This is a genomic window from Nonomuraea sediminis (assembly GCF_018531495.1).
GTDB lineage: Bacteria > Actinomycetota > Actinomycetes > Streptosporangiales > Streptosporangiaceae > Nonomuraea > Nonomuraea sediminis.
Window position 1 is genome coordinate 380,442 of the sequence record NZ_JAHDTI010000007.1, and the last position, 25,156, is coordinate 405,597.

Genomic DNA, 25,156 nt, shown 5'->3' on the forward strand with positions numbered 1-25,156 from the left:
TGCCCGCGGCGACTCCAGCGATCACGGATGACGCATGGATCGCCTATGGCGCCGTGAGGAAGGCCACAATCGAATCCTGTCCGATCGGTCAGGTCTGACCGATCGGACAGTTATTGTGACTGTATGGCACGTCCTGCTTCTGCTTTGCGCGGCCACCTCCTGGACTCGGCGTTGGATCTCTTCGCCACGCGTGGCTACAAGGGCACCTCGCTGCACGACATCGCTCAGGTGGTCGGCTGTTCAAAGGCATCCTTGCTCTACTACTTCGTCAGCAAAGAGGCGATCCTCGCCGAGTTGCTGACCCCTGCCGGCGAAGGGCTGGGCGAGCTGGACGCCCGGCTCTCCGGTTTGGAAGGCGACCAGGCCGTGGATGCGGCCGTCACTGGTTTCGTCGATCTGGCCATGCGGTTCCGGCGCGAGGTCAAGGTCCTTTTCCAGGACATTCCCGTGCTGGCCGGACATCCGGCTCTGGGCGCTGTGCCCGCCGTCGTGGCACGGCTGATGGCCGCGATGGTGGACGGCTCGACTGAGTCCAGGGGCCTGGTCACCGCCTACATGGTCATCGGCGCAGTCTCTGTCACCTGCGCCAGCGACGTGCCGGTGCCGGACGAGGACCTGCGTACCGAGCTGATCGATGGCGCCCTGCGCACGCTCGGCCGCGAACCCCGCTGAACTTCGAAGAAAGACATCCCTCATGGCTTCTGTGCTGTATCGGCTCGGCCGGCTCTCCTTCCGCCGCCGAGGGCGTGTGTTCGCCGTCTGGCTGGTCCTGCTTGCTTTGCTGGGTGGGGCGGCCGCCGCCTTCATGGGCCCCACCACTGACAATTTCTCGATCCCCGGTACGGAGTCCCAGCGGGCGCTCGACTCCCTGCGGGAGCAGTTCCCGCAGGCCGGTGGCGTGACCGGCACCATCGTCCTCGCCGCACCCGAAGGGCGGGAGCTCGACAAGGCCTCGGTCGCGGCCGTCGTGCGGGAGGCCGACGGAGTTCCCGGTGTGATCGCCGCCATCGATCCCTTCAAAGCCGGCTCGGTCACTCCAGACGGCCGCCATGCGTTGGTCCAGGTCCCGTTCGACACCGCCGCCGACGAGGTCACCGCCGTCCAGCGCGCGGCGTACGAGCAGGTCGGCGCCTCTGTGCGCGGGCTTCGGGTGGAGCACGGCGGCGAGATCATGAAGGCCGGAGGAGAGATCGGCTCCACTGAGGCGCTCGGTGTCCTGGTCGCCGCCGTTGTCCTGCTCATCACCTTCGGGTCCTTGGTCGCCGCCGGTATGACGCTGCTGAACGCGCTGATCGGCGTCGCGGCCGGGATGGCCGGGTTGTTCGCCCTCAGCGGTGTGCTGGAGCTGACCGGCACCGCGCCAATCCTGGCGTTGATGCTGGGGCTGGCTGTAGGGATCGACTACTCGCTGTTCATCACCTCCCGCTACCGGCAATACCTCACCGAGGGCATGGCGGCAGAGGAGGCCGCGGGGCGTGCGATCGGCACCGCGGGTTCTGCCGTGGTCTTCGCCGGTGTCACCGTCGTCATCGCCTTGGCCGGCCTTTCCGTGGTCGGTATTCCCTTCCTGAGCGTCATGGGGTTGGCCGCGGCCGGCACCATCGCCCTGGCAGTGTTGGTCGCCCTCACCCTGCTCCCCGCGATGCTCGGCTTCGCCGGCGCCCGCGTTCTGCCTCGCGGACAGCGCGACGGGCGGGTGCCCAGCCTCGGGCGCGAGGGCTTCGGGTACGGCTGGGGCCGGTTCGTCACCCGGCTGCGCGTCCCGATTCTGCTGGTCGGCGTTGTGGGGCTGGGCGCGCTGGCCCTGCCCGCCCAGGACATGCGCCTGGCCCTGCCCGACGCCGGCACCGCGGCGTCCGGCTCGGCGGCCCGCAAGGCCTACGACCTGATCAGCGAGGGATTCGGGCCCGGCTTCAACGGCCGCCTGATCGCCGTCGTCTCCGGCGAGGACGCCCAGGCCACTGGCACGGCCGCCAAGCAGGCCGCGCAGTTGATCGACTCCACGGACGGCGTGCTCCACGTCTCCCCGCCGCAGCCCAACCAGCAGGGCACCACCGTATTGATGACCATCATCCCCAAGACCGGTCCGACCGACGCGGCCACAGAGCAGATCGTGCACTCCATCCGGGAGCGCGCGGCCGGTATCCGGGGCGCCACCATCGCCCTGACCGGCGCCACCGCCATCGGCATCGACGTGTCGGCGAAACTCGCCGAGGCGATGCCCCTCTACCTGCTGCTCGTCGCCGGGCTGTCGATCCTGCTGCTGATGCTGGTCTTCCGCTCAGTACTGGTGCCGCTCAAGGCGGCGCTGGGTTTCCTGCTCACCGTCGGCGCCACGTTCGGCATCACCGTGGCCATCTTCCAGCAGGGACACCTGGCCGACCTGTTCGGCGTCGACGTTCCGGGGCCGCTGGTGAGCTTCCTGCCGATCCTGCTCATCGGGATCTTGTTCGGGCTGGCCATGGACTACGAGGTCTTTCTCGTTTCTCGTATGCGTGAGGACTTCGTTCTGGGCGACAGCCCGAAGCAGGCCACCGTCAACGGCCTGGGCCACAACGCCCGCGTCGTCACCGCCGCCGCGCTGATCATGACGGCCGTGTTCGGCGGATTCGTGTTCATGCACGATCCGATCATCAAGTCCATCGGTTTCGCGCTGGCCGTCGGCGTGCTCGTCGACGCATTTGTCGTCCGTCTGACCCTGGTGCCTGCAGCGATGTCCCTGCTCGGCCGCGCGGCCTGGTGGCTGCCCCGCCCCATCGATCGGGTCCTGCCGAATCTCGACATCGAAGGCGAGAGTCTGCACGCGAACCTGGCCGTCCGGCAGCGCGCCGACTCCAGGGACGCCGTCAAGATCTGACATCCCATCGAGTGGGCGAAGCCGCACGGGCTTCGCCCACAGCTCGGTCCAGGGCGACGCCAGCCCTCAATGATCAAGTCACGGCGCAGGATCTGGGCTCCGGACCATCACCACGCTGCCGCGGACGCCGAGGATGAACGCCATCTGCGAGCGGGTCATCGGCACCCTGCGCTGCGAACTTCTGGACCGGATCTTGATCCTCGGCGAACGCGGCCCGCCCGCGACGTGAGCCGCCTCAAGACCTGCGCGAAGACCCGTCGTCGCAGGCACGATCAGCGAATACCGCCACGCCGCTCAACCGCGGCTCAGGTGACTGATTCCGGGGGTGATCAGGCCGGTTTCATAGGCGGTGACCACGGCTTGGGCGCGGCTGGACAGGCGGAGTTTGGTCATGAGGCGGCCCAGGTGGGACTTGACGGTGGCCTGGGCGATGTTCAGGTGGGTGGCGATCTGCTGGTTGGTCAGGCCCTGGCCGACCAAGCGGAGCACCGCGGTTTCCTGACTGGTGAGCTGGGCAAGCTCGGCGGGCCGGCGCCGGGTGGGTTCGGGTGTGGTGGCGAAGTGGTGGACCAGGCGCCGGGTGACGCTGGGTGCCAGCAGTACGTCGCCGCGGGCGACCGTGGCGATCGCGGCCAGCATCTGGTCGGCGGGGGTGTCTTTGAGCATGAACCCCGAGGCGCCGGCGCGCAGGGCGGCGAAGACGTGTTCGTCCAGGTCGAAGGTGGTCAGGATGAGGATCTTCGGTGCCGGGTCGTCGGCGTGGGCGAGGATGTGGCGGGTGGCGGCGACACCGTCCAGGTTGGGCATGCGGATGTCCATCAAGATGACATCCGGAGCGGTCGCCTCGGCTTGGGCGATGGCTTCGTGGCCGTCGGCGGCCTCGCCGACGACCGCGAGATCGGCGTCGGTGCGGACGAGGGCGACCAAGCCCGCACGGACCAGCGCTTGGTCGTCCACGATCAGGACGCGGATGGCCCTGGTAGCAGTGTCGAGGCCGGTCATCGGGGCACCCCGCTCTGCTGCTGGTGGGCCGTGGCGAGGACGGGCTCGGCGAGCGGGGACGCGGGCAGATGTGCGGTGACGGTATAGCCGCCGTGCTCGCGTGGCCCGGCGGTGAGGGTGCCGCCGTAGAGGGCGGCCCGCTCGCGCATGCCGATCAGCCCGTGCCCGGGCGAGCCCGCGCCGGTGGTGGCGGGGCCGTCGTCGGTGACCTGCAGGGTGACCGCGGCAGGGTGGTAGGTCAGGGTAAGGGCCATGTTGGCGTACGGGGCGTGCTTGAGCACGTTGGTCAGCGATTCCTGAGCGATGCGGTACAGGCACCTGTCCACGCCGGGCGGCAGCGGGCGTACCTGACCGGAGGTTGCCCGCTGGATCGACAGGCCTGACAGGCGGGCGCGTTCCAGCAGCGTGTCCAGCTGGGCCAGGCCCGGTTGCGGGGCGTAGGAGTCCTCACCGGTCTCGGGCGTGAGGCGCAGGACCGACAGCAAGTGCCGTAGTTCGGTCAGCGCCTCGCGGGTGGTGGTGGCGATCGCGGAGAATGCCTCGCGTGCGGTGTCGGGCTCGGTGGCGATCAGGCGGCCGCCGGCGCCGGACTGGATCGAGATGACCGACAGGTGGTGGGCGACCACGTCGTGCAGTTCCCTGGCGATGCGCACGCGTTCTTCGGCGACCGCGCGCAGGGCTTTCTCCTCGCGTTCGATCTCCAGGTGGCGGGCGTGCTCGACCAGGTCCTGGTGGCGCAGGCGGCGGCTGCGTACCACCTCCCCGATCGCCCAGCTCGCCCCGAGCTGAAGCACGTTCTCGAACAGGTTGTTGACGGCCGCGAAGGTCAGCCCGGACCCGATGAGGTCGGGAACGAGGATGCTCGCCATCAACGCCAGGGCCAGGACGCCGTCGCGGTAGCCTTCCCGGCGGTAGGCCGCGACGGTGTAGAGGCCGACCAGCACCGACAGGGTCTGGAATCCGTTGGGGTAGTCGGCCAGGCCGCAGCCGATCAGGCTCACCGTGATCACTGCCAGGACGGCGACGGGATGGCGTCTGCGCAGCACCAGCGGCGCGGAGGTGAGCACCGCCAGCAGGTACGCCAGCGCGACCGGGCTGTGGGCGGACAAGATGGCCTGCGTCACCGCGAGGGCGGTGAGCACACCGGCCAGCACGCTGTCCGTGACCATCACGGGCAAGCCACGCCACCAGCGGCCCCATCGTCGCGCCACGTTCATGGAATGACGGTATCCAGCAACCTGATCTGGTTTGTCCTCCTCGAGGAGGAGCTCGTCGCTAGGGCAGCAGTCGTAAGAGCAGGGCCGGCTGGCGTGCGGGTCGCAAGGCGCAGATCAGCATTCCGCTCGATGCCCGAGGGGCACCGGCGCCCCTAGCGTTCAGTTACCTCCGGCCATCGCACGAGCCGGAATCTCTCATAGGCGCCATCCGCCACCTTCCCGAAGGGATATACGCATGCCCGATTCCAAGCGTGGAGTAGCCGCGGCAGCAGTGCTCATGGCCACCGTCGGAGTGTTCGCCGCTGGACCGGCGCAGGCGGCCACGCCCATGGATCGCTTTCACCATCAGACGATCACCTGGCGCGCCTGCACGACCGGACCCGATGACCGGGTGGGCAAGACGCTCGATGCCGCCGGTGCGCAATGCGCCACCGTCCTGGTCCCGATGGACTACCGCAGGCCGGACGGGCGGACTGTTTCGGTCGCGATCTCTCGGGTCAAGGCCACCGACGCCTCCCGGCGCCGCGGCGTCCTGCTGTTCAACCCCGGCGGGCCGGGAGGCTCCGGCCTCCAGATGCCGCTCCTGGGAAAGGAAGTGCCCGAGGTCGGGGCCCGTTACGACCTGCTGGGCATGGATCCCCGATTCGTCGGCCGCAGCACACCGATCAGCTGCCGGTGGCGGACCGACACCTACCTGCGCTCGGCGGGACCCGACCGGCCTACCTTCGACAAGAGCGTACGTCTGGCCAGACACCTGGCGGCCGGCTGCGTCGCGGGCAACCTCCAGGCCCTGCCGTACGCCTCGACCAGGAACACCGCACGGGACATGGACGTGATCAGAGCCGCGCTCGGCGAGCGGAAGCTGTCCTACGTCGGCTACTCCTACGGCACCTACCTGGGCGCGACCTACCTGCAGATGTTCGGCTCGCGGGCCGACCGGGTCGTGCTCGACAGCGCCGTCGACCCGCAGGTGTACGGCCCGCGCCTGCTGTCGCGCGCCGCGCCCGCGATCGACGCCGCGCTCCGTCGCTGGGCGTCCTGGGCCGCTTCACGTCACAAGGAGTACGGGCTGGGCAGCACACGCGAGGCCGTCCTGGCGACCGTAGAGAAGATCAACCGGCAGCCTGTGACGATCGGCGGATATCGCGTCGACTCCAGTGTCGTGGCGCTCTGGCTGATGGGGCGCCTCTACGACGACGGGCCGCAGGCCTCCGCCACCCTCGCCAAGGAGGCGCGTGCGCTGAGCCACGCCGGCAAGACGCCACCGCCCGCCTCTTTCCAGGAGTTCCTTGATGGACTGTTCACCGGCGCCGGAGAGGCCTCCGACCGGGCGGGCACGGCGATCCTGTGCGCCGACCGGGCCGCACCCCGTGACCCGGAGATCTACTACCGCGACATCCAGCGCCACCGCAGCGCGGAACCCCTGTTCGGGCCGCTCGTCCGCAACATTTCCCCGTGCGCGTTCTGGCCGGTCAAGCCGCTTGAAGCGCCCACCACGATCGGCAACTCCGTACCGGCCTTGATCGTCAGCGCGGAAGGCGACCCGGCGACGCCCTATCCGGGCCAGCAGGCCATGCACCACGCCCTGACCGGCTCCCGCATGATCACACTGACCGGCGCCTACCGTCACACCGTCTACATCGCGGACAAGAACACCTGCGTCGACACCAAGGTGACTTGCTACCTCCTCGACGGCCACCTGCCTGAGGCGGACGTCACCTGCAGCCGCCCGGCCGGCTGACACGACCAGCACCACTTGTTGCCGGACGAGCTCGCGACGACAACCCCAAGCGCGCAAACTTCGCCTCGGTCGCAATCAACGGCGCGGCGGTTCCTCGATGTACTCCTACCTCGGTAAGTGCGAAGTTATCTAGGCCGACATTTCGCTATTTCTTGACCCGCTATGCGAAGATCCCCGAAGGTTTCACGGAACGTTAGCGTTATGGGCACCAGCAGGGTCCGAGCTCACTATTGGGCACTCACGCTCTGCGCGCTTGGCATGCTCGCAGGAGCCTTCCTCATCGGCGGCGCGGTCCACAGCGGCGGCGCCGCGGAGGACCGCTTCCTGCAGTGCTTCGGCGGGCAACGGATCGACCTTGCCGTGGTGCCCGCCGACATGGCCACCACCCGTCCGTCGCTGCCCGAGTTTCCGCTCAAGCGGGTCGCCGCGATCGACGGTGTCGCCTCCGTGCGGACAGTCCTCAGTGGCCCGGTCAAGATACAGGCCGAGGGCTCCTCAGCCACCGTCGTGGAGGCGACAATGCTGCACAAAGGTGGCCTGCCGCTGATCCACGTGATCGAGGGCGATCTGCCCAACCGCCCCGACGAGGCCGTGCTGGACGAGGTGACCGCCAAGACGCTTGTCGTCCACGTCGGCAGCACGCTGATAGCCGACGGCAAGGCGGGCACACCAGTGCGGCTGCGTCTGTCAGGCATCATCCAAGTCGACACGAACCAGGATCTGCTGTACCGAGGTGTCCTCGGCGTCGGCCCCGAGCTGGCGCAGCGGCTCGTCGGCCGGCTGACAGTGGACAGCCTGCAGGTGACACTCGACCCCGCCCAGGCGCTCGCCCCGGTCAGGCACCGCATCGCAGCGGTGGTCGGCGACCGCTACAGCGTGCTCAGCCTGCAGGACGTGGCCGCGCACAGGAGCGCCGACTCGCAGGTGCTGACGCTGGCGCTGGCCACGCTGGGGGTGACGTCGCTGCTGGGTTCCATGGCGGTCGCGTGCGCCACCTTCGGCCGTATTCATGACACCTTCCAGCTCGACGCGTCCCACGTCATCGCCAAGTACGGCGCGGCCGAGATCCGTAAGCTGCTCGTCTTCGACCGGGTCGTCGGCCTCGTTACCGCGATCATCGCCGGGATGGCGCTGACGGCCGGGGTCCTGGTGCTGCTGTCGATGATGGGAGCCGACCTGCCCTGCGCCAGCGTGTACTCCATCTCGCTGGTCACCACGCTGCTGCCCGTGATCGCCTTCTCCGTGGCCATCTCCACGGCGCCCGTGGTGGTGCTCGCACGCAAGTGCCGATCCTCGCGATCGAGTGATCAGCCGCCATGGTGGCCAAAGTTCCCCTCCCTGAGGGGCGACTGACGCTTGGCTCGAAACCCGTAAGGGCCGCCTTGATCTCCGAGGCCGCGCCGCCGGTCCGGTTTCGGCGAAGGCGGAGCCGATGGACTCGGCCGAACGGCACCATCGGGCGCAGCGGTTGCCGGTAGGGGCGATCGACGTCGCATTCGATCGCCCCTGAGGCCGTTGTCAGGGCTGAGGCTCCTGCATGGTGACGCAGTGCGCCCCGCCGCCGCCGTTGCCGTACAGGTTGTCGAGGTTGAGCTGGATCACCGGGCGGCCGAAGGCGTTCGCGATGGCAGTCTTGGCCGCCGCGTCCTTGGCGGTGTCGCCGAACTGCACGGTGATGACGGCCTGGTTGGTCACCGTCCAGTTCATGTAGGAGCTGAGGAAGTTCTTGCGCTGACCGGAGGGGATGCGGGGCAGCGTGTCAGGGCCCTCGATGGTGAGGACCTGCAGCCTGCGTCCCCGGGCGTCGGTCGCGTTCACCAGGGTGTCGTGGATGGCTTGCGCGTTGGCAGTCCAGACGTCGGGCCGTACCGCTCCCGCCAGCTGCACCATCACCACGCCCGGCGCGATGTAGCGGGCGGTGCCGTCGATATGGCCATCGGTGACGTCCTGTCCGGTGACACCTGGCACCCAGATCATCTTGCCGGCGCCGAACCTGGCCAGCAGTTCGGCCTCGATCTGAGCGCGGGTCTTGCCGGGGTTGCGGTTGTTGTTGACCCAGCAGCTCTCGGTGGCGATCAGTGTGCCGTCGCCGTCGTACTCGATCCCGCCGCCCTCGCCGACCACACCCGCTCTGGTGAACGGCAGGCCGAGGTAGGCGGTCAGGTGCTGCGCGAGCGTACGGTCGTTGTCGTAGGCGGAGGCGGGGATGCCGTAGAAGCTGGTGGCATTTTCGCCCCAGGCGTTGAAGTTCAGGCCGACCGCGTCGCGCCCACCGGCGTCGTCGACGCGGAACAGCGGGCCGGTGTCGCGCATCCAGCAATCGGAGACCGGGACCGAGCTGATCACGGTGACGGTGGACCCGCACATCGTCCGGGCCTTGGAGGCGTTGGTGGAGCCGTTGGCGCACATGATCACCGGCTCGTACTTGGCTACCTCCTTGGCGAGCTTGGCGATATCCGCCTGGATCTTGGACAGGAGGTTGCCCCAGATCGTCGTGCTGTGCGGCCAGGACATCCAGGTCCGCTTGTGCGCCTCGTCCTCGCCGGGCACGCGCCAAGCGGCGGCGCGGGCCGGCGCGGCGTCGCCGAGCACCCGCGCGGTCGCCAGGCCGGCAGCGGTCAAGCCGGCGCGGGCCAGCATCGATCTGCGAGTGATGACGGGCTTGATGTCCTCGGTCTGACCCATGGTCGTTCTTCCTTTCGGCGGAGGTTAGTGCGGAGGATTCAGCAGGCCTTCCTGTTGGACCATTCGGTGTTCCTCGGCCAGGTCCAGGCCGCGGGCGAAGAGCAGGTAGAGGCCGCCGGCCACGGGCAGCCCGACGAACAGGGAGTAGTCGACGCCGCCGAGAGCAGCGGCGACGGGGCCGGTGTAGAGGCCCACGATGACCACGAAGGGTGTCATCGCCGCCAGGCCGGCCAGGTAGGCCAGGTTGCCGCGCCAGCCCCAGCGGCCGTAGATGCCGTGCGGGTTGAAGATCTCCCGGACGACGTACTGGCCCTTGCGGACGAAGAAGTAGTCCACCAGGTTGATCGCGGTCCACGGGATGAACAGGTAGGTCAGGATGACCACGACGTTGGCGTAGAACCAGTTGAACTGCTCGACACCGACGAAGTTGGCGATCGTGCCCACCGTGACGAGCATGAGGCCGATCGTCACGGCCCGGATCGTTCTGGTGGGCCTGACTGGACGGAAGGAGTCGACGATGGAGATCATCGTGAGGCTTCCGCCGTACTGGTTGATCGCCATGATCGACAACAGGCCGACGAGCAGGGTGGCGATCGCGATGACGCCGAACCCCGTCACCAGGCGGTCGGCCGCCAGGCGCAGCGCGGCCACGGGCGTGGCTCCCGCCGGTGCGGCCGCCGACACCACTGCCCCCAGGACGAACACCCAGATCCCGGAGACCGCGCTGGGCAGGTAGGTCCACCAGAAGGTGTTGCGCACCGGGATGTCGGGACGCAGGTAGCGCGAGTAGTCCGACACGTACGGCGCCCAGCCGAGCTGGAACCCGGCGACGAAGATGAACACCAGCATGAAGCGGGCCAGGTCGAACGGGCCCGGATCCCATACCCCGGCCGGGAGCCCGCCCGCGAACAGCGCCGCCCCGCTGATGACCGCCATGATGACGACGAAGGGCCAGGTCAGCCACTTGTTGACGGCGTGGATCCAGTCGTAGCCGAACAACGCGATCGCGGTGGCGATCGCGGCGGAGGCCACGTATCCGAGCCAGTTCGGAACAGAGAACAACGTGTTCATCGCGTCGCCGGACAGCAACGCGTCGGAGGTGTTGTAGCCGATGTAATTCACCAGGGCGAACACCCACACCGTCACGGCCGCCCCGATGTATCCGAACTGGGGCCGTGACTGCACCAACTGCGGCAGGCCCAGCTGCGGGCCCTGCGCCGAGTGGAACGCCATGAAGAAGGTGCCGAACAGCGAGCCCAGTACGGTCGCCGCCACCGTCCACAGCAGCGAGGCACCCATGGACAGCGTGACCACGCCCGTAGCGAAACCGGTGAGGTTGAGGCTGCCCACGAACCAGATGGCCCCCAGGCTGGAGACCCTGCCGTGCCTTTCCGACAGTGGTACCCAGTCGATCGAATGCTGTTCGATGTCCCGGCGATGCCGTCCCGGCCCTTCGCCCGCCGGTAACGACCCGCGCGCGTCCTGCGCAGCCTCCGTCATGACGCCTCCCTGCATGAGCCCGCACACAGGCGGGAACCCTCTGTGCCGTGGACCGCATCCTGACTGAAAATTCAGTCAAAGACAATGAGTACGCTGACTAAAATTTCAGTCATCTATGACGGGTTCCGCTGCCGGCCCTCTGATCATTCGTTTGGTGGGAAACCCGCTGTGGGGATATCGAGGGGAGCGCCCGGCAGGCTCGTAACCTCCTGATCGACCTCCCGCTGCGGAGCGGTCGGCCGCTCGCGGCCTCGACCTTGCATGACCCGCGGAGGTGTCACCGGCCAGAATGATGGGCGGGACAACCCTGATCGAGAGGCGTCGATGACTGGAGAGAGCGCGGAGGTGTTCGTCTCGGTCGCGGAGCGGGTGAGACGGAGCCTCGCGGACGCGTCACCGGGAGAGCGGCAGGTCGCCCGGACCCTGCTGGCCAACTATCCGGCGGCCGGGCTGGAGACGGCCGCGCGGCTGGCCAAGCGCGCGGGGGTGAGTGCGCCGACGGTCGTGCGGTTCGTGGCAGGACTGGGCTTCGCCGGCTACCGGGCGTTCCAGCAGGCGTTGCGCGAGGAGATCGAGGCCCGGCGGGCGTCGCCGCTCACGCTCGGCCAGCAGGTCGGGGAGGGGGCCCTGAGGCTGTCCGCGGCGGCGGCCTTCCGCCAGCGGCTGGACGAGTCGTTCGCCGCGCTGTCCGACGCCGAACTCGACGAGGTCCTCGCGCTGCTGGCGGACTCGACGCGGCGGATCACCATGATCGGCGGCCGCTACTCGTACATCCTCGCCGAGTATCTGGACCTGCACCTGAGACTGCTCCGCCCGGCGACCAGGGTGCTCGACGCGCGGCCGGAGAACATGGCGGCGTTCTGCGCGGACGCGGGGCGCCGGGATGTGCTCGTGGTGTTCGACTATCGCCGCTACCAGCGTGACATCGTGGAGTTCGCGCGGCGCGTGCACGATCGGGGCGCCAAGATCGTGCTCTTCACCGATCCCTGGCTGTCGCCCGCTTCGGACGTCGCCGACCTCGTCATCCCGGCCCGCGTCGAGGCGCCGAGCCCGTTCGACAGCCTCGTCCCGGCGATGGCACAGGTCGAGACGGTGGTCGCGGGCGTGACCCAACGGCTGGGCGAGGTCGGCGAGACCCGCCTGCGACAGGTCGAGGAGATCGCGGGGCACGTCACGATGGACTAGTGAAACAAAAATTTCATGGTTGACCCTTGACGGGTGTCATGAATGTTCTATTTCATGTCGGGAAGTGGGCCGCGCGACCGCCGGCCCGTCTCCGCCCCCTCTCGGGAGGTGCCATGCCGGAACAATTGCGCCCGCCTCGCAAGCTACGACTGTGGGAGGCGCTCGCCCTGTCTGTCGGGCTCATGGGCCCCACGCTCGCCATGGCGCTCAACGGCGCGGGTGTGGCGGGCACGGTGGGCAAGGCGGTGCCGCTCGTCTTCGTCCTCGGCCTGATCGGCGTGGCGTTGGTCGCCTACGGATTCGTCCGGCTGACGCGCCATTTCAACCATGCGGGCTCGGTCTACGCGCTGGCCGGAGTGACCCTCGGCCCCCGTGCCGGATTCTTCGGCGGATTCGCCCTGCTCGGCACCTACCTGTTCTTCGCCGTGTGCACGCTGGCTGCCACAGGGGTGTTCACCGAAGCCTTCGTGTCCGCTCTCGGCCTGTCCTGGGGCGTGCCCTGGTTCGCCGTGGCCGCCGTGGCCGCCGCGGGCGTCTGGGCGGTCAACTCCCGCGAGTCGCGCGTGACGGCTCGCACACTGCTGCTCGTCGAAGGTGTCGGCATCGTCGGCATGCTCGTGCTGAGCGCGATCATCGTGGCCCGCGCGGGTGCGGGCACCGCGCCCGGCGGTCAGACGCTCGACCTGTCGGTTTTCAGTATGGAAGGCACCACCGTGGGCGCGGTGATGACCGCCACCGTGTTCGCGTTCCTGTCCTGGGCCGGATTCGAGGCGTGCGCGTCGCTCGGCGAGGAGACCGCCGACCCACGCCGCAACATCCCGCGTGCCCTGGCCGGCAGCGTGCTGCTGACCGGTGTGCTGTACGTCTTCGTGATGTTCGCCCAGACCATCGGCTTCGGCACCGGCAAGGGCGGGGTGGCCGCCTTCGCCGGGGCGGAGTCGTCGCTGTCCGCCCTCGCCCAGGCCTACATCGGCACCTGGTTCTCCCTCATGATCGCCTTCACCGCGATGGCGTCGGCGTTCGCCGCCTCCATCAGCTCGTCGGCGGCGGCGAGCCGGCTGCTGTTCGCGCTCTCCCGCGACGGCTTCGGCCCACGCGTCCTGGCCCGCACCGACCCGCGCACTGGGGTGCCCTCCGTCTCTCTGGTCGTCGCCCTCGCCGTGGCCGCGCTCGCCGACGTGGCCCTCGACCTGGCCGGAGTGAGCGCCTTCGACGCCTACTACTGGTTCGCCACCCTCGGCGTGCTCTGCCTGCTGGTGGCCTATGCCGTCGCGGGGGCGGGCGTCGTCGCGTTCATCGTCAACGGGCGCGGCCGGATCCCGAGGCGTGAGATCGCGATCCCGGTGCTGGCGATCGCCTACCTGTGCTTCGTCTTCTACAACCAGTCAGTGGGGCAGGACAGCCCACTCAGCTACTTCCCGTGGATCGCCGCGGCCTGGTGCCTGGCCGGCCTGGCCGTCGTGCTGGCCGCTCCCGGCCTGGCCGGTCGGATCGGGCAGGGCCTCAGCGCCGAGCTGGCCCGTCCCGAGGAGCAGGCGGTCAGCACGGCATGAACGTCTTCATCGCGACCTGCGACCTGGCCGGGCACACGCGCGGCCGTGCCGTACCCGCCTCGAGAGAGGCCGCGGTGCTGCGCGGCGGCACCGGCTGGGTGCCTGCCGACCTGGCCCTGACCTGCTTCGGGACCATCGCCGAGAATCCGTTCGGCTCGACGGGCGACCTGCGGCTGCTGCCCGTCCCAGCCACGCGCGCCGACATCCCGGCCGATGGCGACATACCGGGGACACGGCTGTACCTGGCCGGGCAGACTCTGCCGGACGGCACGCCGTGGGAGTGCTGCCCCCGCACCTTCCTCGCCGACGCCGTGGAGGAACTGCAGGCGGAGCTGGGACTCGTCCCTGTGGCCTCGTTCGAACACGAATTCACGCTGGCAGGGCCACGATCGCCGGATCCCGCAGGGCCGTTCTCCTTCGAGAGATACAGGACAGCGGAGCCGTTCGGCTCCGATCTGGTGGCGCTCCTCGAAGGGAACGGGTTCGCGCCCGAGACCTGGCTGCCCGAGTACGGCGAGGCGCAGCACGAGATCACGCTCGCCCCCACCGACGCCCTCGCCGCCGCCGACCGGGCGGTGCTGCTGCGCGAGCTCGTCCGCGACCTCGCCAGGCGGCGCGGGCTTCGCGCCTGCTTCGCGCCCATCCTGCACCCGGCGGGCAGCGGCAACGGCGTGCACATCCACCTGTCGTTCAAGGGCGGGGCCATGCACGACCCCGGCAGGCCGGGAGGCCTGTCGGAGCCGGCCGCCAGGTTCTGTGCGGGGATCCTGCAGCACGCCGCCGCGCTCACCGCGGTGACCGCGGCGAGCCCGGTGTCGTTCCTGCGCCTCACCCCACACCGGTGGAGCGCGGGCGGGGTGTTCCTCGCCGAGCGCAACAGGGAGGCGATGCTGCGCATCTGCCCTGGCTCGGGAGCCGAGTTCAACATCGAGTTCCGCGCCGCCGACGCGACCGCCAACCCCTGGCTCGCGCTCGGCGTCCTGCTCAGGGCCGGCCTGGAGGGGATCCGCCGCGGCTACCCGGAGCCGGTCGTCTGGCCGGAGTCGGTGACCGAGGCGGAGCTCGCGGCCGTGCCGCCGATGCCGAAGTCGCAGGGCGAGGCGCTCGACGCACTGGAGGCCGACGAGGTCGTGCGCGGCCTGTTCGCGCCCGACCTCATCAACACCTACCTGTCGGTCAAGCGGACGGAATCGCGCGCGCTCGACGGCCTGGACGACGCGGAAAGCTGCCGGAGGATCGCCGATGTCTTCTGAGTCCCTCGATCAGTCGATCGAGGCCATCGCGCTGGTGGACCACCATGTCCACGGCGCCTCGGGCCACGACCTGTCCAGGGCGGAGTTCGAGGAGCTCATCACCGAGTCGGACCGGCCGGTACCCGGCTGGATGACCCAGTTCGACTCCCAGATCGGCTTCGCGATCCTGCGGCACTGCGCGCCCGTGCTGGGCCTCGACCCGCACACGCCGCCCGAGGCGTATCTGGCGCGGCGTGCTGAGCTCGGCGCCGCGGAGGTGAACAGGCGGCTGCTGACCGCGAGCGGGATCGGCCACTTCCTTGTGGAGACCGGCTACCGCGGCGACGAGATCCTCAGCCCCGCGGGCATGGCCGAGGCCACCGGGCGGCCCGCCGAGGAGGTCGTCCGCTTGGAGGCGGTGGCCGAGCAGGTGGTCTCCGAGGGCGTCAGCGCGGCCGGGTTCGCCGCGCGCTTCGCCGAACTGCTGTGGAAGCGCAGCCGTACGGCGCGCGGCCTCAAGACGATCGTCGCCTACCGCCACGGGCTCGACCTCGACCCGAGCCCGCCCAGCCCCGCCGAGGTGACGGCGGCGGCCGGGCGGTGGCTGCGGGCGGTCGAGGAGACCACGACGGTCCGGGTCGACGATCCGGTGCTGCTACGCCACCTGATCTGGACCGGGATCGAGCGCGGGCTGCCGCTGCAGTTCCACATCGGCTACGGTGACCCAGACGTCGACCTGCACCGCTCTGACCCACTGCTGTTGCGGGGGCTCATCGAGCGGGCCGAGCCCAGCGGGGTGCCGCTGCTCCTGCTGCACTGCTATCCGTTCCACCGCAACGCGGGCTACCTCGCCCAGGTCTACCCCAACGTCTACTTCGACGTGGGCCTTGGCGTGAACTACACCGGAGCGCGCAGCGTGGCCGTCGTGGCGGAGAGCCTGGAGCTGGCGCCGTTCGCCAAGATCCTCTTCTCCTCCGACGCCTGGGGCCCGGCCGAGCTGCACCACCTGGGCGCCCTGCTGTGGCGCCGGGCGATGACCCGCGTCCTCGGCGGTTTCGTGGCCGATGGAGAGTGGTCGCCGGCCCAGGCAGCCCGGGTGGCCACCATGATCGGCGCGGACAACGCGCGTCGCGTCTACCGCCTGGGAGACGACGCGTGACGGATCGGATCGAGCGCCTGCTCGCCGCGCTGCGCGCCGAGCTCCCCGCGGCCTGCGAGCTGCGGCGCAGGCTGCACGCCGAGCCGTGCGTGTCCGGTCAGGAAGGGCCGACCCTCAAGCAGGTGCTCGACGCCCTGCCCGTCGCGGCGGCGCCGGATCCGGTGGCCGGCACCGGCGCCCTGGTCCGCATCGGTGGCGACGGCCCCGCGGTCGGAGTACGCGGCGAGCTCGACGCCCTGCCGATCGCGGAACAGACAGACGTGTCCTGGGCGGCCGGCAACGGTGCCATGCACGCCTGCGGCCACGACGTCCACCTCGCCGCGCTGGTCGCGCTGGCCAGGGCGGTCGACAGGGCCGGCGGTCCTGCCCCGATGCTCGCGGTGCTGCAGCCGCGCGAGGAGACCTACCCGTCGGGCGCGCTCGACATCGTCGAGTCGGGCGCGCTCGCCGGGCACCAGGTGCGGGCCATGGTCGCCGCGCACGTCCAGCCCGTGCTCGGCGCCGGAGTCGTCGCCTGCACCCCCGGCCCGGTCAACGCCTGCGCCGACGAGTTCACCCTGACCGTCAGGGGCAGCGGCGGGCACGCCGCCTACCCGCATCTGACCAGGGACCCGATACCGGCGCTTGCCCAGATCATCGTGGCCGCGCAGCAGCTCGTCAGCCGCGACGCCGACCCGATGGTGGGCACCGTGGTCACCTTCGGGACGCTTGAGGCGGGCACCGCGCCCAACGCCATACCGGGTGAGGCCGTCACCCGGGGCACGCTCAGGACGATGTCGGAGTCCTGGCGGGCCCAGCTCCACGAACGCTTCCACGCGGTCGCGGAGGGCGTCGCCAAGGCGCACGGCTGCGAGGCCGAGGTGCGGATCCTCCGCGGCGAGCCGGTGCTCGTGAACGACGCCCGCCTCGCCGCCGAGGCCACCGCGCTGCTCGGCGGCTTCGGCCACACGGTTTCGGCGCCGCTGCGGTCGTGCGGCGCCGACGACTTCGCCTACTACGCGGCCGATGTGCCGTCGCTGATGCTCTTCGTCGGCACCGACACGACGGCGGGGCTGCACACTCCCACGTTTCTGCCCGCGGACGAGAGCGTGGCGGCGGTCGCGGAAAGCCTGCTGGCCGCCTATCTCGCGGCGGCACGGATCCTCATCGAGCCCGCGGGCGCCGAGAATCGTGTCAAGTAGGCCCGTGCCCGCACGGATCAGTGCGCCGCTCCTTCGGCGGAGCTTCTTTTCAGGCGACGAAGTGGTGGGCCGATGCCGGCCATCGTTCCCAGCCCGGATCGCCGCCATGGACGAACAGGCTCCATGCCCGCTGTACCTCGGCCACGAGCGAGGGCGGCATCTCGCCCCTGAGCATGGGAGCCTGCCGCCAGGCCGCGGGATCGCCGAAGACGAACGCGAGCTCGATACAGTGGCACGCGCCGTACGGGCTGCCGGCCGGGTGCCAGTCGAAGCGGTACAGCCAAACCGGGTTCCCCCGTTCGGCACGCAGCCGGGTCAGCCGGAGCATGGGGTCGACGAACATGGTGTCGGTGATGCGCTCGCTCGCCTCGCTGAGGTCGAAGAAGGCCGCCGCCTCGTCGCGTGTGGTGCCCATGAGGATGTCCAGCGGGCCGGCCCGTGTCCCCGCCTCATGGACGAGGTCCGCCGCGACCAGCTCGCCGTCCGCGACCAGCTGGAACGGCGGGGCGAGGCCCGGCCCGGCGGTGATGCGGGCGAGTTCCCGCTGCGCCGCCAGCAGCGTGGCCACGGGCAGGTCGCGCAGCCTTCCAGCTTCTGCCGGCGCCAGGTCGAGCAGTTCCAGGTACGTTCTGCCGAGCTCGACGGCGCGCTCGGGCGGCTGTGGAGGCATGCCGGCGGGTGCGCTCTGCAGGATCGCGCGCCGGAACAAGCCGTCGGCTTCGCCCGCGGGCAGCAGCGCGAGGATCGACAGCGCTCCGCCGGACTGTCCCGCCACCGTCACCGCTTGGGGGTCGCCGCCGAACGCGGCGATGTTCGCCCGCACCCAGCGCAGCGCCTGGAGCTGATCGAGCAGTCCCAAGTTGCCCTGGCTCACCGGGGGCAGGTGGAGGTATCCCATGGCACCCAGCCGGTAGTTGACGGTGACCACGACCATGTCGCCCCGCTCGGCCAGGACGGCGCCGCCGTACCAGTCGAAGCCACCCGAGCCGGTGGCGAAGCCACCGCCGTGAAGGAACACCAGGACGGGTCGCGGCCCGGTGGCGACAGGCCGCCACACGTTCAGGGTCAGGCAGTCCTCGGCCTGATGCGACTGCTGCGGGCCCATGACCCGCTCCAGCCGGGACGCCGGTTGCGGGGCCGCGGGGCCGGGCGCGACCGCATCGCGCACGCCCTTCCACGCGGGCACCGGCCTCGGGGGCTCGAAGCGGGTCGCGCTGGCGTAAGGGATGCCCAGGAAAGCCGTCGCGGTGCCGCGCAGCCGTCCTGACGCCATCTCGACGATCATCGAGCGGTGAAGAACAGCGCGGCGCCGAAGGCGTCGTCAGCGCTGACGTGGAAGCCGTCACTGGTCGTCAGCGTGGCGATCCCGTTGCCGTCGATCAAGCGCCGCGCCGCACCCACGTCGGTGACCGCGATGGTCATGGCCGCCAGCCCGTACGGCGCGAAGCCGCGCAGGATCTCGTCCGCAACGCCGGCGGGGACGAACTCCAGCCGCCCGGAAGGCAGCCGCAGGACCTGCCGATCGTCCTGCGAGGCCGGGGAGACGTCCAGGATCCGAGCGTAGCGCTCGACGGTCTCGTCGAGTTCGGCGTCACCGACCACGACGAGCACGCTCGCGATGCCCGTAGCTCCGTTGGCGTGGGTCAGGTAGCGCGGCTGGTGCAGGTACTCGGGCGTTTGCTGCTGAGCGATCCCGATGTAGCCCTGCGGGGTGAAACGCGGATCGATGTGAAGGGCACGCGCCCGCATCAAGCGCGGGCCGTCGACGGTGTCGACCTCGCGCTCCAGGGAACGAACGCCCATGATCGGCATGCCCGCCCCGGCCAGCCGGCGCGCCTGGGCGTCGGCATCGTCGGAACCGACGTAGAAGATGCGGAAGCCGTCGGGCACCTCCTTGGTCCGCCAGGGATCGGGAGCGGACGGGTCGACGATGCCGAGCAGCTCGATGTAGCTCTCCCCGAAGAGCGCGCACCGGTTGGCGGTACCGCCGAGCACAGGCTTCTCATCGGGGCGCGCGCTGAGCAGGTGCCGCGAGCGTGGGCTGAGGGTGAAGCCGAGCGCTTCGTAGCGCTGCTCCAGCTTGTCCAGGTCGCGGCTCAGGATGCCGGTGTGGTCGATCCGGCGGATGTCGGTTGTCATGCAGGCCAGCGTGCCCGCCGGTCCGCCGTCTGTCGTCGGCTCTCTGCTCCGGCGCCGCATTCCGACACGGGTTTACCGTTATGAGGTGGATTCGGTCACGCTGGACGACCTCGATCGGCAACTGCTGCACGCACTTCAGCTGGACGGCCGCGCGCCCTTCAGCCGCATCGCGTCCGTGCTCGGCGTGGCCGACCGCACGTTGGCCCGCCGCTACGCCCGGCTGCGTGAGGTTGGCGCGGTGCGGGTGCTGGGGGTGGCGACTACCGGCTGGACCGGCGATGCCCACTGGTTCGTCCGCCTGCGTTGCCTGCCGGACAGAGCCATGGCGATCGCGCGGGCGCTGGCCCGCCGGAGCGACACCTCCTGGGTGACGCTTCTGTCCGGCGGGAGCGAGGTCGTCTTTCTGCTGCGTGGGCCGGAGCGCCTGCTGCTGGACCAGCTGGGGCGCTGGCCGGGGCTGGCCTCCGTCGAGGCGCAGCGGATGCTGCGCGCCTTCATGGACGAGGAGAACTGCTGGCGGGGCCGGATCTCGGCGCTGACGCCCGATCAGGTGGCACGGCTGCGCCCCGACTATCCCGCGAGGCCATCCGAGCTGCCGTACAGCGCCCTCGACGGCAGGTTGCTGTCGGCGTTGGCGCATGATGGCCGGGCCGCGTTCCCCGCGCTGGCGCGGTCGGTCGGCTGGTCGGAATCGGTGGTACGGCGGCGCCTGGCCGAACTGCGGCGTGCGCGTGCGCTGCAGTTCAGCATCGAGACCGACGTCAGGCTCTTCGGCTACGGCGTGGAGTGCATGCTGTGGCTCCAAGTCGCGCCTGGCCGGTTGACCGAAGTGGGCCGGACGCTGTCCGGCGACGTCGAGGTGGCCTTTGTGGCCGCGGTCACCGGCTCGGCGAACCTGATGGCGTTCGTAGTGTGCAGAGACGCCGACGTCCTCTACGAGTATCTGGCGGACCGGGTAGGGGCGATGGCCGGCCTCCAGAGCATGGAAGCACTTCCGATCAGCGGCTACTCCAAGCGCATCGGGCCTCCGACGGCGGGGCCGGCCGTTTGACGTGTCCCGCTCGGAAACAGGGTTTCGTGCTGTGAGCTCGGCGGCCGACTGCGACCTCGGTGAGCATTTGTCACGTCGATGCCTGGGTTGGCGGCCAGGGTCGCGCGCTGCGGTATGGCGGAAACGCATGTTTGGCCGAATCACCTTGGGTAGAGGACAGCGGCCGAGGCAAGACAAGCGATCGTAGGAAAGGAGCCCCTCATGGAGCTCTGGGACTATCGACCTGACGTCTATGACCGGAGCAAGCCGCTCGACCTGGCGGGCTACCACGTGCAGGCCGCCGACGGGAAGATCGGGACCGTGGACGAGGCGACGTACGAGGTCGGCGAGAGCTACCTCGTCGTCGACACCGGCCCGTGGATCTTCGGGAAGAAGGTCATGCTTCCCGCGTCGACGATCGTCAGCATCGAACCGAACGAGCGCCGTGTGCACGTTTCCCGCACCAAGCAGGAGATCAAGGACGCTCCCGAGTTCGACGAGGGCACGTTCAAGGAGGCCGAGTACCGTACTCGGCTGACCGACTACTACGGCCGGCCCGCGGTCTAGGGCACGGGCGAGCAGCACGTGAGGCCGCGTCCCGGGAGGGGGCGCGGCCTCACCGGCGTGTGAAGGCCGGCTGGACGCTACGAGTTATCGGGATTTGACCGAGGCGTCCTCCGGCGGCACCTCTGGTTCGGAGGCGCGGAACCAGCGGCAGCCGTACGGTGACATCGCGATGCGGACGCCGCCGTTGCCGCCGATCTCGAGCCGGCCGCCCACCAGCAGGTCGGTGAGGATCTGCGACTCCAGCCCGTCCAGCCTGAGGTCGATCTCCAGCTCCGCGTCGCACAGGTTGTGTACGGCGAGCACGGTGGCCCCGTCGGCGTCGCATCGGTGCGCCAGCACGGCGGGGTGGCCGGCGTCCAGGACGGTGTGCATCCCCCAGGCCAGCTCGGGACACTCCCGGTAGCGCTCGATGAGGAGCTGGAACCAGCGCAGCAGCGAGTCGCCGTCGCGCTTCTGGTCGGCCACGTTCACCCGGCCGGGGGAGAAGGCGCCACCGGGCGAGTCGCGCTCAGGTTCCGCCTGACTGAAACCGCCCTCCCGCGACCACTGCATCGGGACCCGGACTGCCATGCGGTCCTCGGCGTCCAGGTTCTCGCCCATGCCGATCTCCTCGCCGTAGAACACCACCGGCGTTCCGGGCAGGGAGAACAGCAGGCTGTAGGCCATCTTCATCCGCCGCAGGTCACCGCCGAACATGCTGGGCAGCCGCCGCCGCAGTCCGCGGCCGTAGAGCTGCATGCGCGGCTCGGGGCCGAAGGCGTCGAAGACCTCCTCGCGCTCGTTCTCGGTGAGTTTGTCCAGGGTCAGCTCGTCGTGATTGCGCAGGAAGACCGCCCACTGGCAGTCCTTGGGCGGGGTGGGCCGCTGCTCGAGCGCCTCGGCCAGCGGTCCGGCCTCGCCGCGGGCCATCGCGAGCCACGCCCGCTGCATCCCGATGAAGTCGAAGCACAGGGTGAGCTGGTCGCCGAGTCCCTCGCCGAAGTAGCCCGTCAGCTCGTCATAGGGGACGTTGACCTCGCCGAGCAGTACCGACCCGCCCGAGCGGCGCGTCATGAACGCCCGCAGGTCGGCCAGGAACTCGTGCGGGCTGCCCAGCGCGGGATGGACGTTCTGGATCAGGAAGGGCACCGCGTCGACCCGGAAGCCGGACAGGCCCAGTTCCATCCAGAAACCCAGGATCCTGGCGATCTCGTCGCGCACCTCGGGGTTGGCGACGTTGAGGTCGGGCTGGTGGCGGTAGAAGGAGTGCAGGTAGTACTGGCCGCTCTGGTCGTCGAACTGCCAGATGCTGTGCTCCTTGTCAGGGAAGACGATCTGCGATGGGTCGTCCGGCTTCGGCTCGTCCGACCAGACGTACCAGTCGCGGTAGCGCGAGTCCCGGCCCGATCGGGCGTCCAGGAACCACGGATGCCGGTTGGAGGTGTGGTTGACGACCAGGTCCGCGATGACGCGCAGGCCGCGGTCCCGCGCCGTCCGCATGAACTCCACGAAGTCGCCCAGCGTTCCTAAGCGCGGGTCCACGGCGTAGAAGTCGGTGATGTCGTAGCCGTCGTCCCTGTTGGGCGTCGGGAAGAACGGCATCAGCCACAGGCAGGTCACGCCCAGCCCGGCCAGGTAGTCGATCTGCTGGGTGAGGCCGCGGAAGTCGCCGATCCCGTCGTCGTCGCCGTCCTTGAATGTCTCGACGTCCAGGCAGTAGATCACCGCGTTCTTCCACCACAGGTCGGAGGTGTAGGTGAGTCGCATGGCCCGTCGGCTACCCGCTCAGCCGCTTCTCATGACAACCGCATGTTTCGCCGGCATGCGCTGGGCAGTTAGTAGACCTGACAAGCCTGTTCAGGCGTAGGGAGTAGACATCATCAGAAGGTCACATGCGTCGGACGATGAGCGGGTCGGTGTGCTGTTCACCCGGCGCAGCGGCCTCGCTCTGATCATCTCGATGACGTCCGTCGTGGCCGACCACCTGTACGGCCTAGCGCTGTTCGCCGGTCGGGTCTGGTTCCCGCAGCCCGCCATCGCCCGCTGGAGGAGTACGTAGATGTTCGACGCGCGGTTGCTTGGCGGGCGGTATCGCCTGCTCGGGGAGCTGGGGCGGGGCGGCATGGGCCGGGTCTGGCGGGCCAGGGACGAGCTGCTCGACCGCGAGGTCGCGGTCAAAGAGGTGGTCATCCCCGATGAGCTGCCGGAGCAGGAGCAGCAGGCGCTGGCGCGGCAGAGCATGCGCGAGGCCCGCGTCGTCGCGCGGCTGGCTCACCCGCACATCGTCACGGTGCACGACGTGGTCGTGGCCGACGGGAGGCCGTGGATAGTGCTGCAACTGGTCGGCTCCCGCAGCCTGGCCGGCGAGATCGCCGAGCGCGGTCCGTTACCCGTGTCCGAGGTGGTCCGGATCGGGCTGGAGGTGCTGGAGGCACTGCGCTCGGCGCACGCGGCCGGTGTGCTGCATCGTGACGTCAAGCCGGCCAACATCCTGCTGACCTGCGACGGCCGGGCGATCCTCACCGACTTCGGCCTGGCCTCCACGCCTGGCGAGGACGACGTGACCAGCTCGGGCATGGTGATGGGGACTCCGGCCTACGTCGCTCCGGAACGTGCCGGCGGTGGCCCCTCCTACGCGGCCTCGGACCTGTGGTCGCTGGGCGTGACCCTCTACTCCGCGGTCGAGGGCCGCGCGCCGTTCGGCGGCAGCACACAACTGGCCACCCTGTCCGCGGTGGTGAACGCCGTCCCCGAGCCTTTCCGCCACGCCGGGCCGCTCGCGCCGATCATCTCCGCGCTCCTCGCCAAGGATCCGGACCTGCGCCCGGACGCCGCGGAGCTCCAGGACCAGCTGGTACGGCTGGCCGCCCTGCACCACCTGGACTCGCACGGCCCCACAGCCGTCCCCGAAGACATGAAACCGGCCGAGACGGGCCCGCTGAACAGCCAGGTCACGGCACGGCGTAGGCGCCGGTCCCTGGCCGCCCACTGGCGGCAGACAGTGGCGATGGGAGCCTTGATCGGCGTCGCGATCGCCACCGCGGCATGGCGCTCGGCAGGCACGTCGATCCACGAGGAACCAACGCTCCACCGGCCCGCCCGGATCGAGGTGGCGGCACCGCTGCGCGTATCGGATGAGCGGCGCGCCGTACTCCTCATCCGGGAGACGCCGAAACCCCCAGCCTCCGGCGCGCCCCGCGGCCGTGGACACGCGAAGGGCCACCACAATTAAATCCCCGAGAGCGGCTCGATGAGGAGCCCGAGGCTGCTGATGCGGCTCGAAGCGGCCATGACCGGACTCTGCGAACGCTTCCTCGACCCCCGGGGACCTGAACCTCGGCCCCCTGCTCCCGGACGAATCATCTCGGCACGTTTCGGCGGAGGCTCATGACGAGTGAGCCTCCGCCGTGGTGGGTCGCTTATTTCTTGCCTGCGTCCTTCACCTTCTCCTTGGCCTGCCTGAGAGCGCCCTTGGCCTTTTCCGCCTTCCCCTTCAGCTGCATCGATGTGTCATCGACGGCGTCGCCGATGCCCTCCTTGAGCCTGCCCTTGATTTCTTCGGCTTTTCCTTTGGCCTTTTCCTGCTCGGCCATGTCGTGACCTCCCCCGTTGGCTATACGTGGAATATGCTGATGCCTCCCGGGCCGACCAGGCATCCGAGGATGATCAGCACGATTCCCCATAGGATTTGGCGTCTGGCCAGAATCACGTAGATCCCGGCTATGACGAGGATTACTGCGATTATCCAGAGCAGCGTTGCCATGAACCGCGACTGCCCTGGAGAACCTCCTCTAAACAGGCACCGAACTGATCCAGGCTCTGCGCTGGTGTGGGTCGGTGCCGCCCCACACGCCGTGCGCCTGGCGGGTCTCCAGCGCGTAGGCCAGGCACTGCTCGCGCACCTGGCAGCGGCCGCACACGGCCTTGGCCCTGCTGAACTGTTGCGAGCTCGGGCCCTCCGCGGAGATGGGAAAGAACAGCTCCGGATCGGTGTCCAGACACGCGGCCCGCTCGGTCCATTCGTGCGTCGTCATCGCCATGAAGGGTGCGCCTACCCCGCTGGGGCGCGTCATGCATCCGCTGCTCCGGCGTCCCTTCGAAGATTGTGTACGGCAGGCCGTCCACCTCC

General features: G+C 69.6%; 22 protein-coding genes. 12 read left to right on the forward strand and 10 right to left on the reverse strand.

What is annotated here, in order from left to right; translation table 11 throughout:
- Positions 1 to 123: 123 nt before the first annotated feature.
- Positions 124 to 672 carry a TetR/AcrR family transcriptional regulator gene (locus KIK09_RS30225; RefSeq protein ID WP_214322789.1) on the forward strand — a complete coding sequence of 183 codons (549 nt, stop codon included), beginning with the start codon at positions 124 to 126 and terminating at the stop codon, positions 670 to 672.
- A gap of 22 nt (positions 673 to 694) precedes the next feature.
- Positions 695 to 2,857, forward strand: a complete 2,163-nt coding sequence (locus KIK09_RS30230; RefSeq protein WP_214322790.1) for an MMPL family transporter — start codon at positions 695 to 697, stop codon at positions 2,855 to 2,857.
- Between the two features lie 294 nt (positions 2,858 to 3,151).
- Here the strand turns inward: KIK09_RS30230 and KIK09_RS30235 are convergent, their stop codons facing one another.
- A complete protein-coding gene (locus KIK09_RS30235) occupies positions 3,152 to 3,859 on the reverse strand; it encodes a response regulator (protein WP_214322791.1) in 708 nt (235 codons plus the stop codon).
- Entirely contained in the window at positions 3,856 to 5,076 is a 1,221-nt protein-coding gene (locus KIK09_RS30240; protein WP_214322792.1) for a sensor histidine kinase, read from the reverse strand. Before KIK09_RS30240 ends, KIK09_RS30235 begins: the two co-directional genes overlap by 4 nt.
- Before the next feature lie 235 nt (positions 5,077 to 5,311).
- On the opposite strand from KIK09_RS30240, the gene KIK09_RS30245 reads away from it, so the two are divergent.
- Positions 5,312 to 6,817 carry an alpha/beta hydrolase gene (locus tag KIK09_RS30245; RefSeq protein ID WP_214322793.1) on the forward strand — a complete coding sequence of 502 codons (1,506 nt, stop codon included), beginning with the start codon at positions 5,312 to 5,314 and terminating at the stop codon, positions 6,815 to 6,817.
- 258 nt (positions 6,818 to 7,075) lie between these two features.
- A complete protein-coding gene (locus KIK09_RS30250; RefSeq protein WP_214322794.1) occupies positions 7,076 to 8,170 on the forward strand; it encodes an ABC transporter permease family protein in 1,095 nt (364 codons plus the stop codon).
- Positions 8,171 to 8,335: 165 nt separating this feature from the next.
- Here the strand turns inward: KIK09_RS30250 and KIK09_RS30255 are convergent, their stop codons facing one another.
- Together KIK09_RS30255 and KIK09_RS30260 are read right to left on the reverse strand one after the other, a co-directional pair.
- Positions 8,336 to 9,502 carry an agmatine deiminase family protein gene (locus KIK09_RS30255; RefSeq protein ID WP_214322795.1) on the reverse strand — a complete coding sequence of 389 codons (1,167 nt, stop codon included), beginning with the start codon at positions 9,500 to 9,502 and terminating at the stop codon, positions 8,336 to 8,338.
- A gap of 24 nt (positions 9,503 to 9,526) precedes the next feature.
- Positions 9,527 to 11,002 (reverse strand): purine-cytosine permease family protein, encoded by a 1,476-nt coding sequence (locus tag KIK09_RS30260; RefSeq protein ID WP_214322796.1) that lies wholly within the window; start codon positions 11,000 to 11,002, stop codon positions 9,527 to 9,529.
- 324 nt (positions 11,003 to 11,326) lie between these two features.
- Here KIK09_RS30260 and KIK09_RS30265 point away from each other — a divergent pair, with 324 nt between their 5' ends.
- The 5 genes from KIK09_RS30265 to KIK09_RS30285 all read left to right on the forward strand — a co-directional run bounded on the left by KIK09_RS30265 (position 11,327) and on the right by KIK09_RS30285 (position 17,312).
- Positions 11,327 to 12,187, forward strand: coding sequence for a MurR/RpiR family transcriptional regulator (locus KIK09_RS30265; protein WP_250573971.1), 861 nt, complete (start codon positions 11,327 to 11,329; stop codon positions 12,185 to 12,187).
- 113 nt (positions 12,188 to 12,300) lie between these two features.
- Positions 12,301 to 13,740, forward strand: a complete 1,440-nt coding sequence (locus KIK09_RS30270) for an APC family permease (protein WP_214322798.1) — start codon at positions 12,301 to 12,303, stop codon at positions 13,738 to 13,740.
- Positions 13,737 to 14,993 carry a type I glutamate--ammonia ligase gene (locus KIK09_RS30275; protein WP_214322799.1) on the forward strand — a complete coding sequence of 419 codons (1,257 nt, stop codon included), beginning with the start codon at positions 13,737 to 13,739 and terminating at the stop codon, positions 14,991 to 14,993. The genes KIK09_RS30270 and KIK09_RS30275 overlap by 4 nt, the downstream gene beginning before the upstream one ends.
- Positions 14,983 to 16,131: an amidohydrolase family protein gene (locus KIK09_RS30280; RefSeq protein ID WP_214322800.1), complete on the forward strand. Its 1,149-nt coding sequence runs from the start codon at positions 14,983 to 14,985 to the stop codon at positions 16,129 to 16,131. Before KIK09_RS30275 ends, KIK09_RS30280 begins: the two co-directional genes overlap by 11 nt.
- A complete protein-coding gene (locus KIK09_RS30285; protein ID WP_308164366.1) occupies positions 16,128 to 17,312 on the forward strand; it encodes a M20 metallopeptidase family protein in 1,185 nt (394 codons plus the stop codon). The genes KIK09_RS30280 and KIK09_RS30285 overlap by 4 nt, the downstream gene beginning before the upstream one ends.
- Before the next feature lie 49 nt (positions 17,313 to 17,361).
- Here KIK09_RS30285 and KIK09_RS30290 read toward each other — a convergent pair whose 3' ends face one another.
- Positions 17,362 to 18,585: a carboxylesterase family protein gene (locus KIK09_RS30290; protein WP_214322802.1), complete on the reverse strand. Its 1,224-nt coding sequence runs from the start codon at positions 18,583 to 18,585 to the stop codon at positions 17,362 to 17,364.
- Between the two features lie 8 nt (positions 18,586 to 18,593).
- Positions 18,594 to 19,451: a VOC family protein gene (locus tag KIK09_RS30295; protein WP_214322803.1), complete on the reverse strand. Its 858-nt coding sequence runs from the start codon at positions 19,449 to 19,451 to the stop codon at positions 18,594 to 18,596.
- An 85-nt stretch (positions 19,452 to 19,536) separates the two neighbouring features.
- Here KIK09_RS30295 and KIK09_RS30300 point away from each other — a divergent pair, with 85 nt between their 5' ends.
- Positions 19,537 to 20,502 carry an Lrp/AsnC family transcriptional regulator gene (locus KIK09_RS30300; protein ID WP_214322804.1) on the forward strand — a complete coding sequence of 322 codons (966 nt, stop codon included), beginning with the start codon at positions 19,537 to 19,539 and terminating at the stop codon, positions 20,500 to 20,502.
- Between the two features lie 201 nt (positions 20,503 to 20,703).
- Positions 20,704 to 21,048: a PRC-barrel domain containing protein gene (locus tag KIK09_RS30305; protein WP_214322805.1), complete on the forward strand. Its 345-nt coding sequence runs from the start codon at positions 20,704 to 20,706 to the stop codon at positions 21,046 to 21,048.
- An 84-nt stretch (positions 21,049 to 21,132) separates the two neighbouring features.
- Here the strand turns inward: KIK09_RS30305 and KIK09_RS30310 are convergent, their stop codons facing one another.
- Positions 21,133 to 22,794 carry an alpha-amylase family protein gene (locus KIK09_RS30310; protein WP_214322806.1) on the reverse strand — a complete coding sequence of 554 codons (1,662 nt, stop codon included), beginning with the start codon at positions 22,792 to 22,794 and terminating at the stop codon, positions 21,133 to 21,135.
- A 292-nt stretch (positions 22,795 to 23,086) separates the two neighbouring features.
- Between KIK09_RS30310 and KIK09_RS30315 the strand changes: the two genes are divergently transcribed.
- Positions 23,087 to 24,259, forward strand: coding sequence for a serine/threonine-protein kinase (locus KIK09_RS30315; RefSeq protein ID WP_214322807.1), 1,173 nt, complete (start codon positions 23,087 to 23,089; stop codon positions 24,257 to 24,259).
- A 187-nt stretch (positions 24,260 to 24,446) separates the two neighbouring features.
- Here the strand turns inward: KIK09_RS30315 and KIK09_RS30320 are convergent, their stop codons facing one another.
- From KIK09_RS30320 to KIK09_RS30325, 3 genes are read right to left on the reverse strand one after another with little or no spacing between them, the layout of a single operon-like run.
- The gene (locus tag KIK09_RS30320) at positions 24,447 to 24,620 is read right to left on the reverse strand and encodes a CsbD family protein (RefSeq protein ID WP_214322808.1); all 174 of its coding nucleotides are present in this window, start codon (positions 24,618 to 24,620) and stop codon (positions 24,447 to 24,449) included.
- 20 nt (positions 24,621 to 24,640) lie between these two features.
- The gene (locus tag KIK09_RS58080; RefSeq protein WP_250573972.1) at positions 24,641 to 24,790 is read right to left on the reverse strand and encodes a GPGG-motif small membrane protein; all 150 of its coding nucleotides are present in this window, start codon (positions 24,788 to 24,790) and stop codon (positions 24,641 to 24,643) included.
- Positions 24,791 to 24,818: 28 nt separating this feature from the next.
- Positions 24,819 to 25,061 (reverse strand): WhiB family transcriptional regulator, encoded by a 243-nt coding sequence (locus KIK09_RS30325; RefSeq protein WP_214322809.1) that lies wholly within the window; start codon positions 25,059 to 25,061, stop codon positions 24,819 to 24,821.
- Positions 25,062 to 25,156 lie beyond the last annotated feature (95 nt).